General features: G+C 64.3%; 19 protein-coding genes. 12 read left to right on the forward strand and 7 right to left on the reverse strand.

Translation table 11 applies throughout. The features are described 5' to 3' along the window. Window positions 1-64: 64 nt before the first annotated feature. Entirely contained in the window at window positions 65-838 is a 774-nt protein-coding gene (locus ACZ2GY_RS00765; RefSeq protein WP_277358780.1) for a hypothetical protein, read from the forward strand. A 2-nt stretch (window positions 839-840) separates the two neighbouring features. On the opposite strand, the gene ACZ2GY_RS00770 is transcribed toward ACZ2GY_RS00765, so the two are convergent. Further along, window positions 841-2,046, reverse strand: a complete 1,206-nt coding sequence (locus tag ACZ2GY_RS00770; protein WP_471673614.1) for a DUF445 domain-containing protein — start codon at window positions 2,044-2,046, stop codon at window positions 841-843. Window positions 2,047-2,178: 132 nt separating this feature from the next. On the opposite strand from ACZ2GY_RS00770, the gene ACZ2GY_RS00775 reads away from it, so the two are divergent. After that, window positions 2,179-3,069: a glycerophosphodiester phosphodiesterase family protein gene (locus ACZ2GY_RS00775; RefSeq protein WP_056545834.1), complete on the forward strand. Its 891-nt coding sequence runs from the start codon at window positions 2,179-2,181 to the stop codon at window positions 3,067-3,069. Between the two features lie 12 nt (window positions 3,070-3,081). Next, on the forward strand, window positions 3,082-4,887 hold the full coding sequence (locus tag ACZ2GY_RS00780; RefSeq protein ID WP_346027835.1) for a glycoside hydrolase family 15 protein: 1,806 nt from the start codon (window positions 3,082-3,084) through the stop codon (window positions 4,885-4,887). Between the two features lie 66 nt (window positions 4,888-4,953). Here ACZ2GY_RS00780 and ACZ2GY_RS00785 read toward each other — a convergent pair whose 3' ends face one another. Then, window positions 4,954-6,129 (reverse strand): zinc-dependent alcohol dehydrogenase, encoded by a 1,176-nt coding sequence (locus ACZ2GY_RS00785; protein WP_471672683.1) that lies wholly within the window; start codon window positions 6,127-6,129, stop codon window positions 4,954-4,956. A 102-nt stretch (window positions 6,130-6,231) separates the two neighbouring features. On the opposite strand from ACZ2GY_RS00785, the gene ACZ2GY_RS00790 reads away from it, so the two are divergent. Further along, window positions 6,232-6,951: an AzlC family ABC transporter permease gene (locus tag ACZ2GY_RS00790; protein WP_471672684.1), complete on the forward strand. Its 720-nt coding sequence runs from the start codon at window positions 6,232-6,234 to the stop codon at window positions 6,949-6,951. Beyond that, entirely contained in the window at window positions 6,948-7,259 is a 312-nt protein-coding gene (locus ACZ2GY_RS00795) for an AzlD domain-containing protein (protein WP_056545839.1), read from the forward strand. The genes ACZ2GY_RS00790 and ACZ2GY_RS00795 overlap by 4 nt, the downstream gene beginning before the upstream one ends. Before the next feature lie 50 nt (window positions 7,260-7,309). Here the strand turns inward: ACZ2GY_RS00795 and ACZ2GY_RS00800 are convergent, their stop codons facing one another. Continuing rightward, window positions 7,310-8,437: an acetate/propionate family kinase gene (locus ACZ2GY_RS00800; RefSeq protein ID WP_277358774.1), complete on the reverse strand. Its 1,128-nt coding sequence runs from the start codon at window positions 8,435-8,437 to the stop codon at window positions 7,310-7,312. Then, entirely contained in the window at window positions 8,434-10,527 is a 2,094-nt protein-coding gene (gene pta, locus ACZ2GY_RS00805; protein ID WP_471672686.1) for a phosphate acetyltransferase, read from the reverse strand. Before pta ends, ACZ2GY_RS00800 begins: the two co-directional genes overlap by 4 nt. 135 nt (window positions 10,528-10,662) lie before the next feature. Between pta and ACZ2GY_RS00810 the strand changes: the two genes are divergently transcribed. Genes ACZ2GY_RS00810 through ACZ2GY_RS00830 form a run of 5 tightly spaced genes read left to right on the forward strand, consistent with a single transcriptional unit; the run spans window position 10,663 to window position 13,470 of the window. Beyond that, window positions 10,663-11,016, forward strand: coding sequence for a thiamine-binding protein (locus ACZ2GY_RS00810; protein WP_471672687.1), 354 nt, complete (start codon window positions 10,663-10,665; stop codon window positions 11,014-11,016). Then, window positions 11,013-11,657 (forward strand): O-methyltransferase, encoded by a 645-nt coding sequence (locus tag ACZ2GY_RS00815; protein WP_277358771.1) that lies wholly within the window; start codon window positions 11,013-11,015, stop codon window positions 11,655-11,657. Before ACZ2GY_RS00810 ends, ACZ2GY_RS00815 begins: the two co-directional genes overlap by 4 nt. A gap of 59 nt (window positions 11,658-11,716) precedes the next feature. Further along, window positions 11,717-12,286, forward strand: a complete 570-nt coding sequence (locus tag ACZ2GY_RS00820; protein ID WP_471672688.1) for a GNAT family N-acetyltransferase — start codon at window positions 11,717-11,719, stop codon at window positions 12,284-12,286. A 1-nt stretch (window position 12,287) separates the two neighbouring features. Further along, entirely contained in the window at window positions 12,288-12,602 is a 315-nt protein-coding gene (locus ACZ2GY_RS00825) for a TM2 domain-containing protein (RefSeq protein WP_277358769.1), read from the forward strand. A gap of 31 nt (window positions 12,603-12,633) precedes the next feature. Continuing rightward, window positions 12,634-13,470, forward strand: coding sequence for a spermidine synthase (locus ACZ2GY_RS00830; protein WP_346027840.1), 837 nt, complete (start codon window positions 12,634-12,636; stop codon window positions 13,468-13,470). A gap of 11 nt (window positions 13,471-13,481) precedes the next feature. Here the strand turns inward: ACZ2GY_RS00830 and ACZ2GY_RS00835 are convergent, their stop codons facing one another. Next, window positions 13,482-14,912 (reverse strand): NCS2 family permease, encoded by a 1,431-nt coding sequence (locus ACZ2GY_RS00835; RefSeq protein WP_428831025.1) that lies wholly within the window; start codon window positions 14,910-14,912, stop codon window positions 13,482-13,484. Window positions 14,913-15,026: 114 nt separating this feature from the next. Here ACZ2GY_RS00835 and ACZ2GY_RS00840 point away from each other — a divergent pair, with 114 nt between their 5' ends. Then, a complete protein-coding gene (locus tag ACZ2GY_RS00840; protein ID WP_471672689.1) occupies window positions 15,027-15,686 on the forward strand; it encodes a copper resistance CopC family protein in 660 nt (219 codons plus the stop codon). 8 nt (window positions 15,687-15,694) lie between these two features. Here the strand turns inward: ACZ2GY_RS00840 and ACZ2GY_RS00845 are convergent, their stop codons facing one another. Beyond that, the gene (locus ACZ2GY_RS00845; protein WP_277358765.1) at window positions 15,695-16,387 is read right to left on the reverse strand and encodes an FAD-dependent monooxygenase; all 693 of its coding nucleotides are present in this window, start codon (window positions 16,385-16,387) and stop codon (window positions 15,695-15,697) included. Window positions 16,388-16,650: 263 nt separating this feature from the next. On the opposite strand from ACZ2GY_RS00845, the gene ACZ2GY_RS00850 reads away from it, so the two are divergent. Continuing rightward, the gene (locus tag ACZ2GY_RS00850) at window positions 16,651-17,667 is read left to right on the forward strand and encodes a universal stress protein (protein ID WP_471672690.1); all 1,017 of its coding nucleotides are present in this window, start codon (window positions 16,651-16,653) and stop codon (window positions 17,665-17,667) included. Here the strand turns inward: ACZ2GY_RS00850 and ACZ2GY_RS00855 are convergent. Continuing rightward, window positions 17,664-19,136, reverse strand: a complete 1,473-nt coding sequence (locus tag ACZ2GY_RS00855) for a C40 family peptidase (protein ID WP_471672691.1) — start codon at window positions 19,134-19,136, stop codon at window positions 17,664-17,666. The two genes, ACZ2GY_RS00850 and ACZ2GY_RS00855, sit on opposite strands and share 4 nt — an antisense overlap. Window positions 19,137-19,181: the final 45 nt, after the last annotated feature.

The raw sequence follows: 19,181 nt of genomic DNA on the forward strand, positions 1-19,181 counted from the left end.
ACGGGGCGTTTTGCGTTGAGCAAGCGCTCGCCCAAACTTGAACATCTCGACGGAAGGATCAGTTATGGCACGCTTCAACCCCGCGGGGAAATTTGCCAGCGGAGCGGTATTCGACCGCAACGGCCAACCAAAGCCGGGCATCCAGCGCGCGGTGGAACGGGCTATCGATATTCAACGACCGTTGGTTCTCGCCAACCTGCGGCGATTGCGCAGAAAAAACCCAACGGCCACCGGTGCCGAGTTGAACGCAAAACTGGAGCGCGACTATCTCGTTGCGATCACAACCGCAGGAGCAGCTGTCGGTGGCACCGCCGTCGTCCCGGCTATTGGAACAGTGGTTTCGCTGGGACTTTCCGCCGCCGCCACCGTCGGTTTTCTGGAGGCAACGGCGCTCTATGCACAATCAGTCGCGGAGCTGCACGGAATCTCCACAGAGGATCCGGAACGTGCCCGCACTCTCGTCATGGCCATCCTCATGGGTGAGGAAGGCTCGGCTCTCATCCAGGCGACCATCGGTTCATCAGCGGGCGGGGTCACGCGTCACTGGGGCAACGTGGTCGGGGGGTCGATGTCCTCCTCCGCAGTACGCGGCATCGGCGCCAGCATCCGCAAGCGTTTCCTCAAGCGCATGCTCGCACGCCAGGGCGGCGCCCTGTTGGGCCGGGCGCTCCCGTTCGGGGTAGGCGCAGCTGTGGGCGGGGTGGCCAACCACAAGATGGGCCGTACGGTCATCGAGGCAACCCGGGAAGCCTTCGGCCCACCGCCCACCGTCATCCCCGGTGAGCTGCTCACGGAGCTCGAGAAGCTCCCGGAGACCGGTAACGGCCCGCAGCCCTGACGCTAGCCGAACAGCGCGTGGGCCAATGAGAAGATGCTCAGTCCGGCAAGAGCGCCGACCACGGTGCCGTTGATCCGGATGAACTGAAGATCCTTACCGACCTGGAGTTCGATCTTCCGTGAGGTTTCTTCAGCGTCCCAGCGCTCCACAGTTTCGGAGATGATGCCCGCGATGTCGCTTCGGTAGGTCCGCACGAGGTAACCGGCGCCGTCGGAAATCCACCTGTTGATCTTGCCCGCAAGATCCTCGTCCGTGGTGAGACGCCGCCCGAAGTCGCGGACCGCAGCCTTGAAGTTTCGGGTCAGTTCACTATCAGGGTCATTGACTGCTTCCAGGAGGGCTGTCTTGATGGTGGACCAGGCCCGTGCGGCAACATCATGCAGACGCGGGTCATCAAGGATGCCGGCCTTGATCTCCTCGGCCTTCGCAATAATGACCGGATCATGCTGCAGATCCTGGGCGAGGTCCTTGAGATACTTGTCGATGGAGAGCCGGACATCGTGCTGGGGATCCGCCTGGACCGCCCGAACGAACTTGAGGAACTCCACATAAACCTTGTCGCCGACGAGCCCGTCCACGAAGTGCGGCACCCACGTGGGTGAGCGTTGGGACACAACGCGGGAAACGACGTCGTAATTGCCGTCCACCCACTCGGCTGCCCGGTCCACCAGCAGGTCAATGAGCCGGTGGTGGTGTCCCTCCTCGAAGACGCGCTCTGCCATGCGACCGACCGGCGGCCCCCACGGTGGGTCCACCACGTGCTTGCGCACCATTGATTCGATGACCTTCTGGACGGCGTCGTCATCCAGCACGGTGAAAGCACCGCGGATCAGGGCGGCACCTTCCACGGCTACGCGGTCTGCCCCCTCCGGCCGGGAGAGCCATGCGCCGGCGCGCTGGGCGAGGCCGAGTGAGGAAAGCTTCTGCTGCACCACGGACTCCGACAGGAAGTTCTCCTCCACAAACTGCCCCAGTGATGTGCCGATCTGGTCCTTCTTGCGCGGAATGATCGCCGTGTGGGGAATCTTGAGCCCCATCGGGTACTTGAACAGGGCCGTTACGGCGAACCAGTCGGCCAGGGCTCCCACCATGCCGCCCTCCGCAGCAGCGCGGACGTACTGCAACCACGGGTACTGCTCCTGAAGGGCGAAGGCGATCAGGAAAATCACCGCCATGATGGCGAGCAGGCCCGTCGCAACGGTCTTCATCCGCCTCAGACCCGCGGCGCGCTCCGTATCGGTCAACGCAATGCTCACTTAGTCCTCCGCATCGATGCTGAATTCCCATCTAACCAGCCGTCCGGAGGACAGTCACGCCGCCGATTCGCTAGCGTAAGGCCTGTGGCAGAACAACGAGCAGTGAAGCACCTGGTTTTCGCGCACCGCGGGGCGAGCGAACAGTACGCGGAACACACCCGCGCTGCTTTTCTGCAGGCGCTCGCGGAAGGTGCTGACGGGGTGGAATGCGACGTCCACCTCACTGAGGACCTGGAACTTGTCTGCATTCACGACACCACGCTGGACCGCACCTCCAGCGGAACGGGCGACGTGGGAGATCATACGCTGCGACAGTTGCGTGAACTGGACTTCGCGTCATGGAAGGGGGCGAATATCCCGCCAGGGTATGGCGGTGTGGCCGATCAGCTGCTCACGCTCGAAGACCTGCTGGATCTCCTGCGTACGGACGGACGCCAGCTCGAGCTGGCCATCGAGCTGAAGCACCCGAGCCCCTTTGGGCTCAAGCTGGAGGAACGGCTGATCGCCTTCCTGATGAGGGAGGGCTATGACCCGGAGACTTCCCGGCTCGCCAACCTGCACATCACTTTCATGAGCTTCAATCCCGACTCGGTCCGCCACCTGTTGGAGCGCGTGCCCGCCGACGTCGTCTGCCAGCTGGTGGCCGACGTGCAGCCTGATGACGTGCGCGAAACTTTGGGCCCACTCACCGCTGCGGCCGTGATGAACCTCCTCCGGCGCGCGCTGCACGAGGGCGAGCGCATCATCGCGAGTGGAGCGGTGGGAATCGCCGGGCCAAGCATCGCGTACGTGCGTGCGCATCCGGACCGGGTTGCGCGGTGGCTCGAGTCCGGGCTTCGCCTGCGGGTGTGGACGGTTGACGCTGACGACGACATAGACCTCCTCCGCGACCTCGGCGCCCAGGAGATCACTACCAACCGTCCGGCGTATGTTCTTGGCAGGCTCAAAGGGGAGTCCTCGACCGGCCGGGTGTGATTGAGTTATCGCATGGCTATGCCGATTGAGGACTACGCGCTGATTTCCGATCTTCATACCGGTGCGCTCGTTTCCCGGGGTGGGAGCGTGGACTGGCTTTGTTACCCTCGGTTCGACTCGGCGTCGGTTTTTTCCGCGCTGCTGGGCAATGACAATCACGGACGTTGGCTCGTGGCGCCGGCGCACGCCGCCGGTGTTGCGGAGCTGGTGGAGTGGAAGTACATCGACTCCACGTTCGTACTGCAGTCCAGATGGCGTACCGAAGCCGGTGAAGTCCTGGTGACCGACTACATGCCCATCCATGACCGGCGCGCATCCCTTGCACGGCGCATCGAGGGAATCAGCGGATCAGTGCCGATGCGCCAGGAGCTTGTAGTGCGCTTCGGCTACGGCGAGGTGCTGCCATGGGTGCGGCGTACCCATGAGGAGGGCGGTCCCGGAATTCTCGCGATGGCCGGGCCGGATGCACTGCTCCTGCGTGGCACCCATCTTCCGCGCGCCGCCGATCACCGCCACGTGGGAGAGTTCACCGTCGAAGCCGGTGAAAAGGTGGACCTCGAGCTGGTGTGGTACCCATCCCACCGTCCGCAGCCGACGCCCCTGGACTTCGACGTCACACTGCAGGCAACCATCGACTACTGGCAGGGCTGGGCGGAAAGCTGCGAGAAGCAGGGCGAGTATGACGGCATCGTCAAGCGCTCACTCCTGGTGCTGCGTGCCCTGACGCATGAAGACACCGGCGGCATCGTCGCGGCCCCCACCACGTCGCTGCCCGAGGCCTTCGGCGGCGAGCGGAACTGGGATTACCGGTTCTGCTGGCTACGTGACGCCGCATTGACGCTCGAAGCGATGATGACGCACGGCTACGAGGATGAGGCCTCGGAATGGCGGAACTGGTTGCTCCGTGCGGTTGCCGGCGACCCCGAGGATCTCCAGATCATGTACAGCGTTTCGGGTGAGCGGAACCTTCCCGAGAAAGTCCTGGGGCACCTGCCGGGTTACGCGGACTCCGCTCCAGTTCGGATCGGCAACGGGGCCGTGACCCAATACCAGGCCGACGTCGTCGGTGAAGTGATGGTTGCCCTGGAAAAGCTGCGCAAGCGCGGAGTGAAGGAAGACGAATTCTCCTGGCCGCTGCAGCATGCACTGTTGGGGTTCCTGGAGAAACACCTGAGCGCCAAGGATCACGGTATCTGGGAGATGCGCGGTGAGCCGGCCTACTTCACGCACTCCCGCGTCATGATGTGGGCCGCGTTCGACCGCGGAGCCCGCGCGGTCCGCGAACACGGTCTCAAGGGTGAGGCAGACCGATGGGAGCAACTCCGGGATGAGCTCCGCATCGAGATCCTTGAGCAGGGTTTCAGCAGGGAGGTGGACTCTTTCACCCAGTATTACGGCACCACCTTGGTGGATGCATCACTGCTGCAGCTGCCGCAGGTCGGATTCGTTGATTACGACGACCCGATGATGATCGGCACGGTTGCGAGGCTGGAAGAAGAGCTGCTCGATGAGCATGGGCTGCTACTCCGCTACCGCACCGAATCATCAATCGATGGCTTGGCGCCCGGCGAGCACCCGTTCCTTGCCTGTTCCTTCTGGCTCGTTGAGCAGTATGCGCATACCGGCAGGCTTCAGGACGCCAAGAAACTGATGGACCAGCTGGTGGGCTACGCCAACCAGCTTGGCCTGCTGTCCGAGGAGTACGACGCCGGAAACGCCAGGATGGCCGGGAACTTCCCTCAGGCATTTTCCCACCTGGGGCTGGTGCGGGCCGCCGATGCTATCCACGCGGCCCAGCAGGTCTCCCTCGCGCACTGATTTCACAGGACACGCCCCTTATGAAGGGTCATAAGGGGCGTGTCCTGTCAGATGAACGGTGGACGGTTAAGGCTTGAGCACCACCTTGATGCAGCCGTCCTCCTTCTTCTGGAAGGTTTCGTAGGCAGCCGGTCCCTCATCCAGAGGAACTTCGTGGGTCTTGAGATCCATGACGCCCAGCGGATCCGAGGGGTCTTCCACGATGGGAAGCAGTTCATCGGTCCACCGGCGGACATTGCACTGACCCATGCGTGTCTGAATCTGCTTGTCGAACATGGTCAGCAGAGGCATGGGGCTTGCCGTGCCGCCATACACGCCGCTGATGGATATAGTTCCGCCCCGGCGCACCGCATCAATCGCCGCGTGCAGGACGCTCAGCCGGTCCACTCCGGCTGTTTCCATGGCTTTCTTGGCTACAGCGTCAGGGAGGAGCCCGACGGCCTGCTGTGCGAAGGCGCCGAGGGGTGAGTGATGTGCCTCCATGCCGACGGCGTCAACGACGGCGTCCGGGCCGCGCCCGTCGGTCATTTCCCGAAGCTCATCGCCGACATTCTTCGAGAAGTCGACAACCTCGATGCCGTGCCGCTCTGCCATTGCGCGGCGCTCCGCCACGGGCTCAACCGCGATTACCCGCTGACCGAGGTACTTGCCGACCCTGCTGGCGAACTGGCCAACGGGACCAAGACCGAAGACGGCCAGGGTCCCGCCGTCGGGCACGTCCGCGTACTTCACGCCCTGCCAGGCGGTGGGGAGGATATCGGAAAGGTACAGGTAGCGCTCGTCGGGCAGCTCGCTGCCCACCTTGACGGCCCCGTAGTTTGCGTGCGGAACGCGCAGGTATTCGGCCTGGCCGCCCGGCACGGAGCCATACAGTTCCGAATACCCGAGCATCTGCGCGCCAGTGCCTTTGTCCCTGCTTTGGGTGGTCTCGCACTGGGACTGCAGGCCCTGATTGCACATCCAGCAGTGGCCGCACGCTACGTTGAACGGGATGACCACGCGGTCTCCGGGCGTGAGGTTGGTTACGCTGCTTCCCACCTCTTCCACGATGCCCATTGGTTCATGGCCAAGGATGTCCCCTTTGTTCATGAACGGACCGAGCACCTCGTAGAGGTGAAGGTCGGATCCGCAGATCGCGGTTGAAGTGATGCGAACGATTGCATCCGTGGGCTCCTGAATTCGCGGATCAGGAACGTTGTCGATGCTGAGCGATCGCTTGCCCTGCCAGGTAAGTGCCTTCATGTTGGTCTCTCCAAGGGGTTGGTAAGCATGCTGACTATACTCAGTATTGCCGGGATTCCGTCGGAAGTGAACCCCATAGGCGGAACGGCATACGCTTGGCCGGTGGAGTTATCGAGATCCCCGGCTGTCCGGGTTGGACTGTCAATTGCCGTGGCTACCGGCCTCTATGGGGTGTCTTTCGGTGCCCTGTCAGTCGCCTCCGGGTTGGACCTCCTGCAGACCATGGCACTGAGTCTCCTGTTATTCAGCGGCGGTTCCCAGTTCGCGTTCATCGGCGTGGTGGGAGGCGGCGGAACCGGGGCGGCCGCGATGTCCGCGGCTTCCCTGCTCGGTATCCGCAACGCCGTCTACGGCATGCAGATGAACGCGATGCTCCGGGCGCGCGGCCTGCGCCGTTTCGCGGCCGCCCAGGTAACCATTGATGAATCGACGGCGACGGCCACGGGACAAAGCGATCCCCAGGAGCAGGCGCGCGGGTTCTGGGTTGCAGGGATCGGTATATACGTTCTATGGAATGTCTTTACCCTTGCGGGCGCGCTACTGGGGAACGCACTCGGTGATCCTGCGCAATGGGGCCTGGACGGCGCTGCGGTCGCCGCATTCCTCGGATTGCTGTGGCCCCGGTTGAAGGCGCGGGAGCCGGCGGCCATCGCCGTGGTCTGTGCGCTGGTTACCCTGCTCACCGTCCCCTTTGTGCCTGCGGGCATCCCGATCCTGGTGGCCGCCGCGGTAGCTGCGCTGGCCGGCTGGTTCAGTTCCGGTCCCCCGCGCGAGGGCCTGGAGCCCGATGTCGAGCCCTATCCCACGGAAGGACACCGGTGAACCTCTGGATCTGGATCCTCATTGCCTGCGGAATCAGCTATCTCACGAAGCTCGCCGGCTATCTGGTGCCCGCGCGCCTCATGGAGAACCCGCACATGACCCGCGTCGCCGGCACGCTGACTATCGGGCTGCTCGCGTCACTGACCGCCGTGAACACCTTTTCGAGCGGGCAATCCCTGGTGATTGATGCGCGCCTCGCGGCCCTCGTCGCAGCAGGGGTGGCGCTGTGGCTGCGGGCACCGTTCCTCGTCGTCGTCCTCGTGGGGGCGGGCGCCGCGGCACTGGCGCGTCTGCTTGGCGCCCCCTAGCCCCGTGAATACGGCCGCTCGCGTGTGCCGAGTGGCTCACTAGCAGGGATCTAGACAGAGCCGACGACGGCGGCAGTCGCCTCAGCGATAGCCGCCTCTTCGTCTGTGGGCACCACGAGGACCGGGAAAGCCGATTCCTCTGTGCTGATCTCCCGCGGCGAGCCGCCCGGTTTCTGGTTTTCGGCGTCGTCAATGTAGACACCCAGGGCGCCCAGACGCTTGACCACCCGCTCCCGGAAACGCCAGGAGTTCTCCCCGATGCCCGCCGTGAACACGAGCGCCTGCGCGCCTCCAACAGCAACGTGGTACCCGCCGATGTACTTCGCGAGGCGATAGGAGGCGATCTCCAGCGCCATGGTGCCGGCAGCGTCCCCGGACTCCTCGATGGAACGCATGTCATTGTGGCCTGTGAGGCCCTTCAAGCCGGACCCGCGGTTGAGTAATTGATCGAGATCCTTCTCCATGTAGCCCTCCCGGCTGAGGAACAGCAGGATCGACGGGTCGATGTCGCCGGACCTGGTTCCCATGACAAGTCCCTCCAGCGGAGTGAACCCCATCGAGGTATCAATGCTTTGGCCATCCTGCACAGCAGTAATGGACGCGCCGTTGCCCAGGTGCGCGATGATGCCCGTGAATTCGGTTGGCGGCATCCCGAGCAGCTCGGCGGCGTGCCGAGTCACGTACTCGAAGGAGGTGCCGTGAAACCCGTACCGGCGGATGCCGAACTTCTTGTACAGCTCATCCGGCACGGCGTACCGCCACGCATGCTCGGGCAGCGTGCGGTGGAAGGCCGTGTCAAACACTGCCACCTGCGGCATGTCCGGCCACCGCTCGGCAATGGCGCGCAGACCCTGCACGTTGGCAGGATTATGCAACGGGGCCAGTGGGTTGAGCCGGTCGATCGCGCGGATGATCTCATTCGTGATGAGCACTGGTTCGCTGAACCGTTCGCCGCCGTGAACCACGCGGTGACCGACGGCGTCGATGGACTTGCCCTGCAGCTTGGCGTCCAGCTCCTCGGTGACCCGGTCCAGCGCTTCGGTGTGATCCTTCGGGCCGCCGTTCGCGGTGTCGCCGATGCGCTCGATCAGCCCGTTGGCCAGGCGCTCCCCGCTCACGGAATCCCGGACCTGGTACTTGAGCGATGACGAGCCCGAGTTGATGACGAGGATGATCATGGCGCCTCCTGCGCTGGTGTGCCCTGCGCCTGCACGGCGGTGATGGCGACGGTGTTCACAATATCTTCGACGGTGCAGCCCCGTGACAGGTCATTGACCGGCTTGCGCAGGCCCTGAAGCACCGGCCCCACGGCGACCGCACCGGCTGATTGCTGAACCGCCTTGTACGTGTTGTTGCCTGTATTCAGATCGGGGAATATGAAGACGGTTGCCTGCCCCGCGACCGACGACCCGGGCAATTTGGACTCTGCCACGGAGGCGTCTACGGCGGCGTCGTACTGGATGGGCCCCTCCACCGGCAGGTCGGGGCGGATCGAGCGGACCAGCTCCGTGGCCCGCCGCACCTCGTCCACTGCGCCTCCGTAACCCGACTCTCCGGTGGAGTAGGAGAGCATGGCCACGCGCGGTTCAACCCCGAACTGGGCAGCCGTTTCAGCCGACGCCACAGCGATATCCGCCAGTTGCTCCTCGGTGGGATCCGGATTGACGGCGCAGTCTCCATACACCAGCACGCGGTCACGAAGCAGCATCAGGAACACGGAGGAGACAATTTTCACGCCCTCCTTCGTCTTCACGAACTCAAGCGCGGGCCGGATGGTGTTCGCGGTGGTGTGCGCGGCGCCGGAGACCATGCCGTCAACGTAACCCAGCTGAACCATCATTGTCCCGAAGTAGGAGCCATCGAGCATGCGGTCCCGGGCGTCGTCGAGCGAGACGTTCTTGTGCGCACGCAGCCGCGCGTACTCCGCAGCGAACTCCTCGCGCAGGTCCGAGGTTGCCGGGTCCAGCAGGGTGAGCCCGGTCAGGTCCACACCGAGGCCGGCGGCTCGCTCGCGCAGCTGCCCCTCCGGTCCGAGGATTGTCAGGTCGCAGACATCCCGGCGGCGCAGGATCTCAGCGGCGCGGAGGATCCGCTCGTCCAGGCCTTCGGGTAGAACCACATGCTTACGGTCCGCGCGGGCCTTCTCGATCAGCTCGTGCAGGAACCGCAGCGGAGTCATCTTCACCGGCCGGGGCAGCTCAAGGCGCTCCAGCAGCTCCGTCGCATCCACCTGCCGTGCCCACACACCAAGTGCGGCGGCAGCCTTGCGCCGCAAGCCGGTCGCAATCTCGCCGCGCACCTCACTGACGCGCTTCGCGGCCGTGTAGGTGTCGTCGTCGACCGCGAAAACAGGGAAGGTGGCATGGGCAAGCAGGGCAAGGATATTGGGGTCCGGCGTCAGACCACCGGTGAGAATCATGCCGGAGGGCACGGGAAACTCAGGCGAGAACGACGACGCCACAGTTGCCACCAGCACGTCCGCCCGGTCTCCGGGAACAATCACGAGGGCGCCGTCGGTCAGCAGTTCCAGGAAGTGGCCAACGTTCATGGCAGCGACGCGGATGGAGGAGACATCACGTTCCAGGCTGGCGCCGCCGGCGATGTGACGCGCGTCCAGGGCGCCGGCAACCTCCGCCATTGTCGGCTGGGAGATCTCGCTCATTTCGGGAATGACGTAGACCGGGCGGCCGGACTTCCCCGGGCGCACCTGATCGCGGATGGCCTCTACGGCGCTCTCTGCCGCACGGTTCACCATCATGGCCAGCAGCGACACCTCCGCTGCGCCCAGTTCCCTGCGCGCGACGTCGACGGCGTCAGCTGCCTCAGCGGAGGTCATGTCCTTTGCGCTTACCACGGCAAGTACCATGGCGCCCAGATTGTTGGCCAGCCGTGCGTTCAGATCAAACTCGACGGCGGCGTCCTGCCCGCTCAGGTCCGTCCCCTCCACGATGATTACGTCGCAGGACTGCGCCATCTCGCTGTACACGGAGACGGAACGCGCATCGATTTCCTCGCGCTCGCCGGACACGAGCAGGGCCCGGGCTTCCGCCCGCGTCATGGCGCTCCTGGCGGTCTTCTCATCCAGCCCGAACGCGCGCCGCATGAGGAGAACCATCGGATCATCGTTGCCGTCTTCCGCTTCCGAGATTGGGCGAAGGAAGCCGATCCTGTCCGCGTGCCCCTGCAGCATGCTGGCCAACCCCAGGGAGATGAGCGATTTGCCTGACCCGGGGGCCATGGCGCTGACATAAATTCCGCGGGTGATCATTCCTTCATCCTGCACGATCGACGGTGCATAGTCACTGCCCGGCGCCTGCTGCCTGCGTCACCCTCCGGACTGCCGGTTCACCGTCGACGTACGGAACGGGTGACCGGTGGGGCCAAACCTGACAGACTGTTTCCCATGCTCGTAGCCTTCTCAGTTGCACCTTCCGGCCGGCCCAGCGGCGCACGTCAGGACACCAGCGAAAACGGGGACGGTTCGGTTCACGCCGCGGTAGCCGAAGCCGTGAAGATCGTGCGTGACTCCGGCCTGCCGAACTCCACCAGTTCCATGTTCACCGAGATCGAGGGTGAGTGGGATGAGGTCATGGACGTGGTCAGACGCGCTACGGAGGCAGTGGCCAAGTACAGCAGCCGCGTCTCCCTGGTGCTCAAGGCGGACATCCGCCCCGGCCACACGGGCGAGCTCACCGGAAAAGTGGAGCGCCTCGAGCGCGCGATTGATGAGATGGACGAGTACCAGGGCCACTCATGAGTAACTGGACAGAGGTTGACAGCTACCTGAACCGCACGGTGGTCCAACCGGACGCCGCTCTCCTTGCGGCCGTTGACAATACCCGCAACGCAGGTATGCCTGCCATTGAAGTGACTGCCGGGCAGGGCAAGTTCCTCATGCTCCTTGCCCGTATCCATCAGGCGAAGCGGGTCCTGGAGATCGGTACGCTGGGCGGCTTCAGCACCACCTGGCTGGCACGCGGTCTTCCCGAGAGCGGAACCATTGATACCTGCGAGTATGAGCCCGCCCATGCAGAGGTGGCCAGGCGCAATCTGGAGGTGGCCGGCGTCGGGCACAAGGTAACCGTGCACGTGGGAGCGGCACTGGAGACGCTTCCCACGCTGGAAGGGCCCTATGACCTCTTCTTCATCGACGCGGACAAGGCGAACAACCCCAACTATCTGGAGTGGGCGGTGAAGCTGTCCCGGCCGGGATCCGTCATTGTGCTCGATAACGTGGTGCGCGGGGGCAGCGTGCTGGACGAGAACGGCGACGAAGACATCCAGGGCACCCGCAGGGCGCTGGAACTGCTCGGTAGCCACCCGCGCCTTGATGCGACTGCCCTGCAGACAGTTGGGTCCAAGGACTGGGATGGGTTTGCGGTCGCCATCGTCAACTAGGACGCAACTACAACCGCTGCAGGCGAGTGACCGTCGTCGTTCCCGATAGCATGAACGGCATGGCCACCATCCGTCCGCTCCGCATCGACGAGACCGAAGCTGCGCTGCGCATGAAGAACCAGGGCTGGCGCCAGGCCTACCGGGGGAAGGTGCGCGAAGAAGTCCTCGATGGCCTGGATGACGGCATCGAAGCCATCGCCGAAGCGTGGAGACAGGGATTCGATGAGAGCGGCAGCGTACCGCTGGTAGCGGTCAACGACGACGGCGCGATCGTCGGTATTGCAGCAGGCGGTGAGGCGCGGGGTGATAACCCTCCTGCCGCCGTCGAACTCTTTATGCTGTACGTGCTGGAGGAGTATTACGGCACCGGTCTGGGCCGGGCGCTCGCCGATGCCGCTATCGCCGATGCCGCTATCGGCGATGCCGCCGCGTGCGTCTGGGTCCTGGAGGGCAACGAACGCGCCATCGCTTTCTACCGCAAGCTCGGCTTCGCTCCGGACGGAGAGCGGGAACAACTCTCCGAACGGTGGAACGGCCTTCATGAGATTCGGATGGTGCGCGCTGCCTGCGCCGTCGAGCCGCCGCGCATCAGCGCTTCGGCATCAGGTTCACAACTGACAGGGGAATGACGTGTCCAACTACTACGGCAACCAGCCTTCTCAACACGTGGTGGTCTACGCCGCGAAGGAAAGCTGGCTCGCCTACCTGCTCTGGTTCCTGCTCGGAAACTTCGGCGCCCACAAGTTCTACCTGCGCCAGAACGGGATGGGCTTCCTCTATTTGGGCCTGGGTCTCATTGGCTACGCCACGGCGTGGTTTGTTCTCGGGTTCCTGTTCCTGATCCCGCTGTGGATCATGATGGTCATTGACCTGTTCACCATTCCGGGCAGGGTGCGGCAGGTCAACGCACACCTGCACCACCAGGGTGCCGTCCGTCCTTACTAGCCGAACGGCACCAGGCAAAGCGTAAGGATCAATGGGACGCCAGCGCGAGCGCAGGGAAACAGCGGGCACAGACGGCGGTCCGGTTCCCGGCATTCACACCATCGACACCGGCACTTGTGAGCTCGTCCACGACCGCTTCAATCCCAACGGCTGGGTGCTTCACATCAATGGTGTGCCGAGTTCCCACATCGACCTCACCGATCCTGCCCGGCTCGACTTCGAGTACATGCGCTGGATCAGTTCGCTGGTAACGTCCCAGTGGCCGTCCACGTTCCGGCTCCGCGCCCTGCATCTTGGTGGCGGGGCCTGCTCGCTGGCGCGGAGTTTTGCCGTGACCTTTCCCGATGCGCGGCAGGTGGTCGTGGAACTCGACGGCGCGCTCGCGGGCCTGGTGCGTGAGTGGTTCGACCTGCCGCGTGCACCGCTGCTACGGATCCGTGTTGGCGAAGCGCGCAAAGTCACTGAGGCACTCTCCGCGAGTAGCCGGGACCTCATCATCCGGGACGTCTTCGCGGGCAGCCGCACTCCAGCCCCGCTGACCACCGTCGAGTTTGTTGAGCACGCCAAGCGTGTCCTGGATGCGGCCGGGGTCTATGTCGTCAATTGCGGGGATTCCCCGGACCTGGGGATGGCGCGGCGCGAGGCGGCGACCATCTCCGCTGCCTTCACCCATACCGTGATCATTGCGGACCCCGCAATGCTCAAGGGCCGGCGCTACGGAAATGTGATTCTTGCCGGAAGCGATGCTCCACTTGGGGAGGATCCCGGCCTGGCTCGTGAGCTGCTTGGCGGCGGAGTGCCGGCGCACCTGTGGCGGGATGCGCAGGTGACCCGTTTCATCAGTGGCGCGGCAGTCCTCACCGACTAGCAACGGGTGGGTCAGCCGACGCCGAGCAGCTGCTCGATCGGGCCGATCCCGAAGAACACCACGAATGCACCTGCCACGGCCCACATCAGCGGGTGGATTTCCCTGGCCCTGCCCTGGAACGTGCGGACCAGGACGTACGCGATGAACCCGGCGCCCAGTCCATTGGCGATCGAGTAGGTGAACGGCATGAGCGTGAACGTCAGGAACGCGGGAATGGCGATTCCCCAGTCCTGCCAGTCAATCCGGCCCACCTGGGACACCATCATGAAACCAACGACGACGAGGGCAGGCGCCACTGCCTCGAACGGCACCAGCGAGATCAGCGGCGTAAAGAACATGGCCACGAGGAACAGCAGGCCGGTCACGATGTTGGCGATGCCGGTGCGCGCGCCTTCGCCGATACCGGCGCCCGATTCGACGTAGATCTGGTTGGAAGAGACTGATCCCGCCCCGCCGGCCACCGCTCCGAGAGCGTCAACAATGAGAACGCGGTCGACGCCGGGGATGTTGCCCCGCTTGTCCACCAGCTTTGCTTCATTTGCCAGGCCCACCATGGTGCCCATGGCGTCGAAGAAGATGCTGAGCAGGATGGTGAAGGTGAGCAGCAGGGCGGCGGTGGCGCCGAGGCTGCCGAACGCCCCGAAGACGCTGACACTGCCGACCAGGCTCAGGTCGGGGAGGCCGATCCAGGCCCCGGAAGGAAGCTCCGGAACAACGAGCGACCAGCCCTGTGGGTTGGAGCCGTCCGGTCCCACACTCGGCCCGACGTTCGCCACGGCTTCGATGATGACGGCCAGAATGGTGGCGGCGATGACACCGATCAGGATGCCGCCGCGAACCTTGCGGACCACCAGTGCGATGGTCAGGATCAGGCCGAATACGAACACCAGGGTGGGCCAGCCGAGGAGTACGCCCCCGAATCCCAACCCGACCGGCACGGTGGTCTCCGCAACATCTGGGATACGCCGGACAAAACCGGCGTTCACCAGTCCGATCAGTGCGATGAAGAGCCCGATACCGACGACGATCGCTGTTTTCAGGCTCTCCGGCACGGCATTGAAGACGGCGGTACGGAAGCCCGTCAGGACCAGCACCAGCATGGTCAGGCCGGCAAGAACCACAAGGCCCATCATGTCCGGCCAGGTGAGCTCCGGATTGGTGGCAACCGTGATGGCCACAAAGGCGTTGACGCCCAGCCCGGTGGCAAGAGCAAAGGGATACTTGGCCCAGGCGCCCATGAGGATGGTCAGCAGTCCCGCGACGAGCGCGGTCACTGCCGCCACACGTTCAAACCCGAGGCTGCCTCCGCTTGCGTCCGCTCCAGCGAGGATCAGCGGGTTGAGCACCACTATGTAGCTCATCGCGAAGAACGTGGCGATGCCGCCCCTGATTTCACGTGAGTAGGTTGATCCGCGAGCGGTGAGCTGGAAGTAGCGGTCCATCGCGGTGCGCAGTTCAGGCACGGGTATTCCTCTGTTGGTGGGGGAGTTTCGCTCAAGGAGTCTATCCAATGGCGGATTCAGGATCCTGCCAGTTCGCTCCCGTAGGCTTAAGGCATGAAGCCTTCCGCAGTAGTTGCAGCGCGCGCGGCGCGTATTCCGAGTGCGCGTTCCGTTCAGCGCACCGCCGTGCTCCTGGCCGGCGTACTTCTGGTTGCGTTCGCGTTAGTCCTGGGATCAGCCTCGATTGCGTCAGCGCATGATGAGCTGAGCTCCTCGACTCCGGAGCCGGGTGCAACGCTCAAGACAATGCCTCAGGCGATTGAACTCACGTTCACCAATGTTCCTGCGACCATCGGCTCGCAGGTTCAGGTGCTTGATGCTGCGGGCGAAGACTGGGCTGAGGGCGAGGTCTCCATCACTGACACCGTGGCCACACAGGCGATCCGCGCCGGGGCGCCGGCCGGAACCTACACGGTGAACTGGCGTGTGGTGTCCTCTGATTCGCACCCGATTGAAGGTACCTTCGACTTCACGGCTACGGCAGGCGCTGCTGCCGAGGCGTCTGAGGCTGCGGGGACGCCTGAGGCGTCCGCGGGTACAGCAGGCCCGATCGAAACAGCTGACCCCGGCGCGCTTGACCAGGAGCCGGCGGCAGACTCCGGTCTTTCCTGGGGAGTCATCCTGATGATTGCGGTGCTGATTGCGCTCGCTGTGGTGCTGGCACTTGGAGCCAGGCGGCGCCTCACCCAGGGCAACAACGACGACGCCGCGTAGGCACCTTCTCAGGCGCTGATTGCGGGCGGACGCCTGGTTGATCCGGCAACAGCGGCGGCCATCACGGAAGCCTTCACTGGCTGGATCACCTGAGCCGCGAGAGCTCCCTGCGAGACAATTGAGTCGCTGATGACCTTGGCCTGCCGGACAATTTCCCGAGTTGTCGGCGTCAGCATCTCGCCCACCCCGATGAGGTAGAGACCGATAGCCCGAAGCGCCGCTTTGATGTCGATTCCCACTGCGAGGCCGAGGGACTGCACGAAACGGCGCAGCTGGTTCTGTGGATACTTGGTCAAGACCACGTGGTCTGCGAGCAGGACGCCGTTCCGCGTCTGCACCGCCCATTTCTTGGACCCGAGTACCGGAGCCGGAAGAAGCTGGGAGTAGCCCACCATGCACAGTCCCTCAGCAACCGTCTCCTGGCGGATGTCCAGTGAATGGCTTGACGCGTAGCAGCGCAGCAGCCGCAGGAGTTCCGTGCGTTCGGACAGCGACACCGAGTCCGTCATTACGGTTCGGTTTGGCCCGGAGTTCAGGCATTCGATGCTCTCGACCACGATGGACTGCACGCCGCGCCGGCTCAGCTCGCTGGCAACGGCCAGCCCGGACAACCCGGAGCCAATCACCACTGTGGTGGTCATCTCTGCGGCTGAGGGCACGGAAGGATCAGCGGCGACGTGGTCGATCGGCTTCGGCAGCATCGATGAAAACCTCCTGGACGAAGGAGAATTCCGCACAGCCCGGCGCCTCTTCCGGGCTGTGCGGACACTTGGCTGCGAACGGGTCAACCAAGCGCACTGAAAGCGGGCGGGAACCTTTGTGGAGACCATCCGCCCGATAACGATTCTCGAAGCCTATATAACTTTTTGGGTGCTGAATAGTCCTCCTACTGGAGAGTAGGCTAGAAATATCTGGACGGCTGAGCGAAGGTGTCAATTGAGGTTCAACCGCGAGGAGGCGGACCATGAGTGAGGCTCATAAGCCGGAGGCGCCGTGGCATTCCCAGGGGCGCGGACTGGTTGTGGGGGTTGATGGCTCCGACCAGAGCATGTGTGCTCTCGTCTGGGCGGCACAGGAGGCCGAGCGCCGCCACTGCCCACTCCATGTAGTAACTGCCTATACCGTCCCGGTCTTCGCGGCGTCGAGCATGGATGCCGGTTACGCAACCGTGGATGATTCGGTGATCCGGGAGGGGGCGCAGGCGGTCCTCGATCAGTCCATCAGCAAGATAGCCGGTCACCACAACATCGAAATTGTGCCGCGGGTGGAGAGCGGCGATGCCGCAGGTGTGCTCCTTGAGCTCTCCGAGGAGGCCGAACTCATGGTTGTGGGTTCGCGTGGCAGGGGAGGCTTCGTTGGACGCCTCCTTGGCTCCGTGAGCGCCGCACTGCCGGCGCACTCAAAGTGCCCCACTGTGGTTGTACCGCTGTACTGTGCCCCGAGGCTCGATGAGGCCGGCGTATCCGCACCGAAACCGAAGGGCGAGCCGTGCCCGCGCGCGGAAGAGATCGAAAAGGTGGTTGTGATCGGAGTTGACGGCTCCGAGCAGGCGCGCATGGCTTCGCTGATTGCAGCCGAGCAGGCGCAGTCTCGTGGTCTGCCCGTACGGGTGGTGTGTTCACTGCCGCCCTTCACCGGTTCACTTGCATGGATGCCCACCCCGGTTGACCGGGACGCACTCCACGCGGAGATCATGGTTCAACTCAACGCGGGGAAGGCATGGCTGCAGAGCCATTTCCCTCAACTGGACATATCAGTGGAACTCCTCGACGGGCCTCCCGTTGAGGTGCTGATCGAGGCATCACGGACGGCCGAGCTGGTTGTGCTTGGCACCCGCGGCCGCGGCGGATTCGCCGGAATGCTGCTCGGCTCCACCAGCCAGGGCGTGCTGCACCACGCGAAAGGCCCGGTTCTTGTGGTGCCGGACAGGGAGGATCCTCGCCTGACGGACCGCGCAAACTTCGGACCGATGGTCGCCTAGAACCGCGCAGCGAGCGGGTTGAGTGCGCCCATCCCGCTCATATTCGCGAGATTCACTTCGAGAATGCCCTGTGAGGGGTTCAGGGCGTTGACCACGGTGTTGTTACCTACGTAGATGGCAACGTGCCAGATGCCGGCGCCCTCGCCCCAAAAGACAAGGTCGCCGAACTGCGCCTGCGACAGCGGGACATGGGTTCGTGCCGCGTAGAACTGCGCGGACGCTGTACGCGGGAGTGAGATGCCCCCTGAGGCAAAGGCCTGCTGCACCAGCCCGGAGCAGTCATAACCCCGCGGACCGTTGCCTCCCCACTGATAGAAATAGGGCGCTCCGACGCGCGCACGGGCGTAACTGACGGCTGCCGCCACTCCGCCGGGATTCACTGCAGGCGGAGCGGGTGCCGGTGCCGGTGCCGGCGGAGGAGGTGCCGGCGTGGGAGCAGGTGCAGGTGCAGGTGCAGGTTGGGGTGCCGGTCGCGGCGGAACCGGAGCGGGCGCGGGAGCAGGAGCCGGCGTCGTCGGACGCGGAGCAGGTGCCGGAGCAGGAATGGTGGGTCGCTGGAGCGCCGGTGCCGGCGCGGGTGTTTGCGGAGAATCCTGCGCCGGCGGCACCAGTGTGGGGGCTGGAGCAAGCGGTGCTTCGGAGCGAGGCGAGGCGGTCGCTGCGGCAGCCGTCTCGGCTGATGCGGCAAGAATGCGAGCGAGCTCATCCTCGCGTCGTTCCTGTTCAAGGCCGGCGATGCGCTTCTCCTCGAGAGCCGCGGTGGTGTCCCGCAGCTGCGCCAACTGCGCAACCAGGGTTCCGCGTTCGGCCTGCTTCTCCTCCACCAGGCTCGCGGCGCTCGCCATCGCGAATTCTGTGGCGGCTCCGGCCTTTTCCGCGGCCTCGGCTGCGTCGGCGGCTGCCTGCTCCGCGTTGCGTGCGTCGGCCTGCAGGGACTCGAGCGACTTCGCCGCAGTTTCAGCCTGGTTGACGGTGCGTGACCGGGAGGCGGCCATGCCTTCGACAGTGGAGGCCTGATACATGATGCTGCCTGGGTCCTGGGCGAACGAAAGGAGGCTGCTGTCCGGCATGATGCCGCCCGCACGGTAAATGTCAGCGGCAAGTTGACCGAGTTCCGTAGAGGCAGTGCGGTAGGTCTGCTCGGCCTGCCCGGCCAGTGCCGAAAGCCGCTGGGCGGTCGACCGCCGCTCATCAAGTTCCGCGAGTGCATCAATGTAGGCGCCCTGCGACTTCATCGCCTCAACCTGCGCGCCCTGCAGTTCTGCGGAAGCATTGTCGAGGATGCTTTCGATCTCTGTCACGAGTTCCGCCGCCGCAGCTGTGTTGTCCTCCGCAGCGGCAATGTCGGCGGGGCTGGGCAGATCCGATGCTGCAAAGGCTGGCGACGGCGTCAATCCCACGGTGAGCAGCGATCCCACGAGCATGGCAGTGAGCGCGGAAAATCCGCGCTGCGAAAAGGTTTGCGGCATAACTCGATCCTCGGACGGCAACCAGACTTGTCCGAGGATAGAGCT

The sequence above is a fragment of the Arthrobacter sp. KKT183 genome (assembly GCF_055657625.1).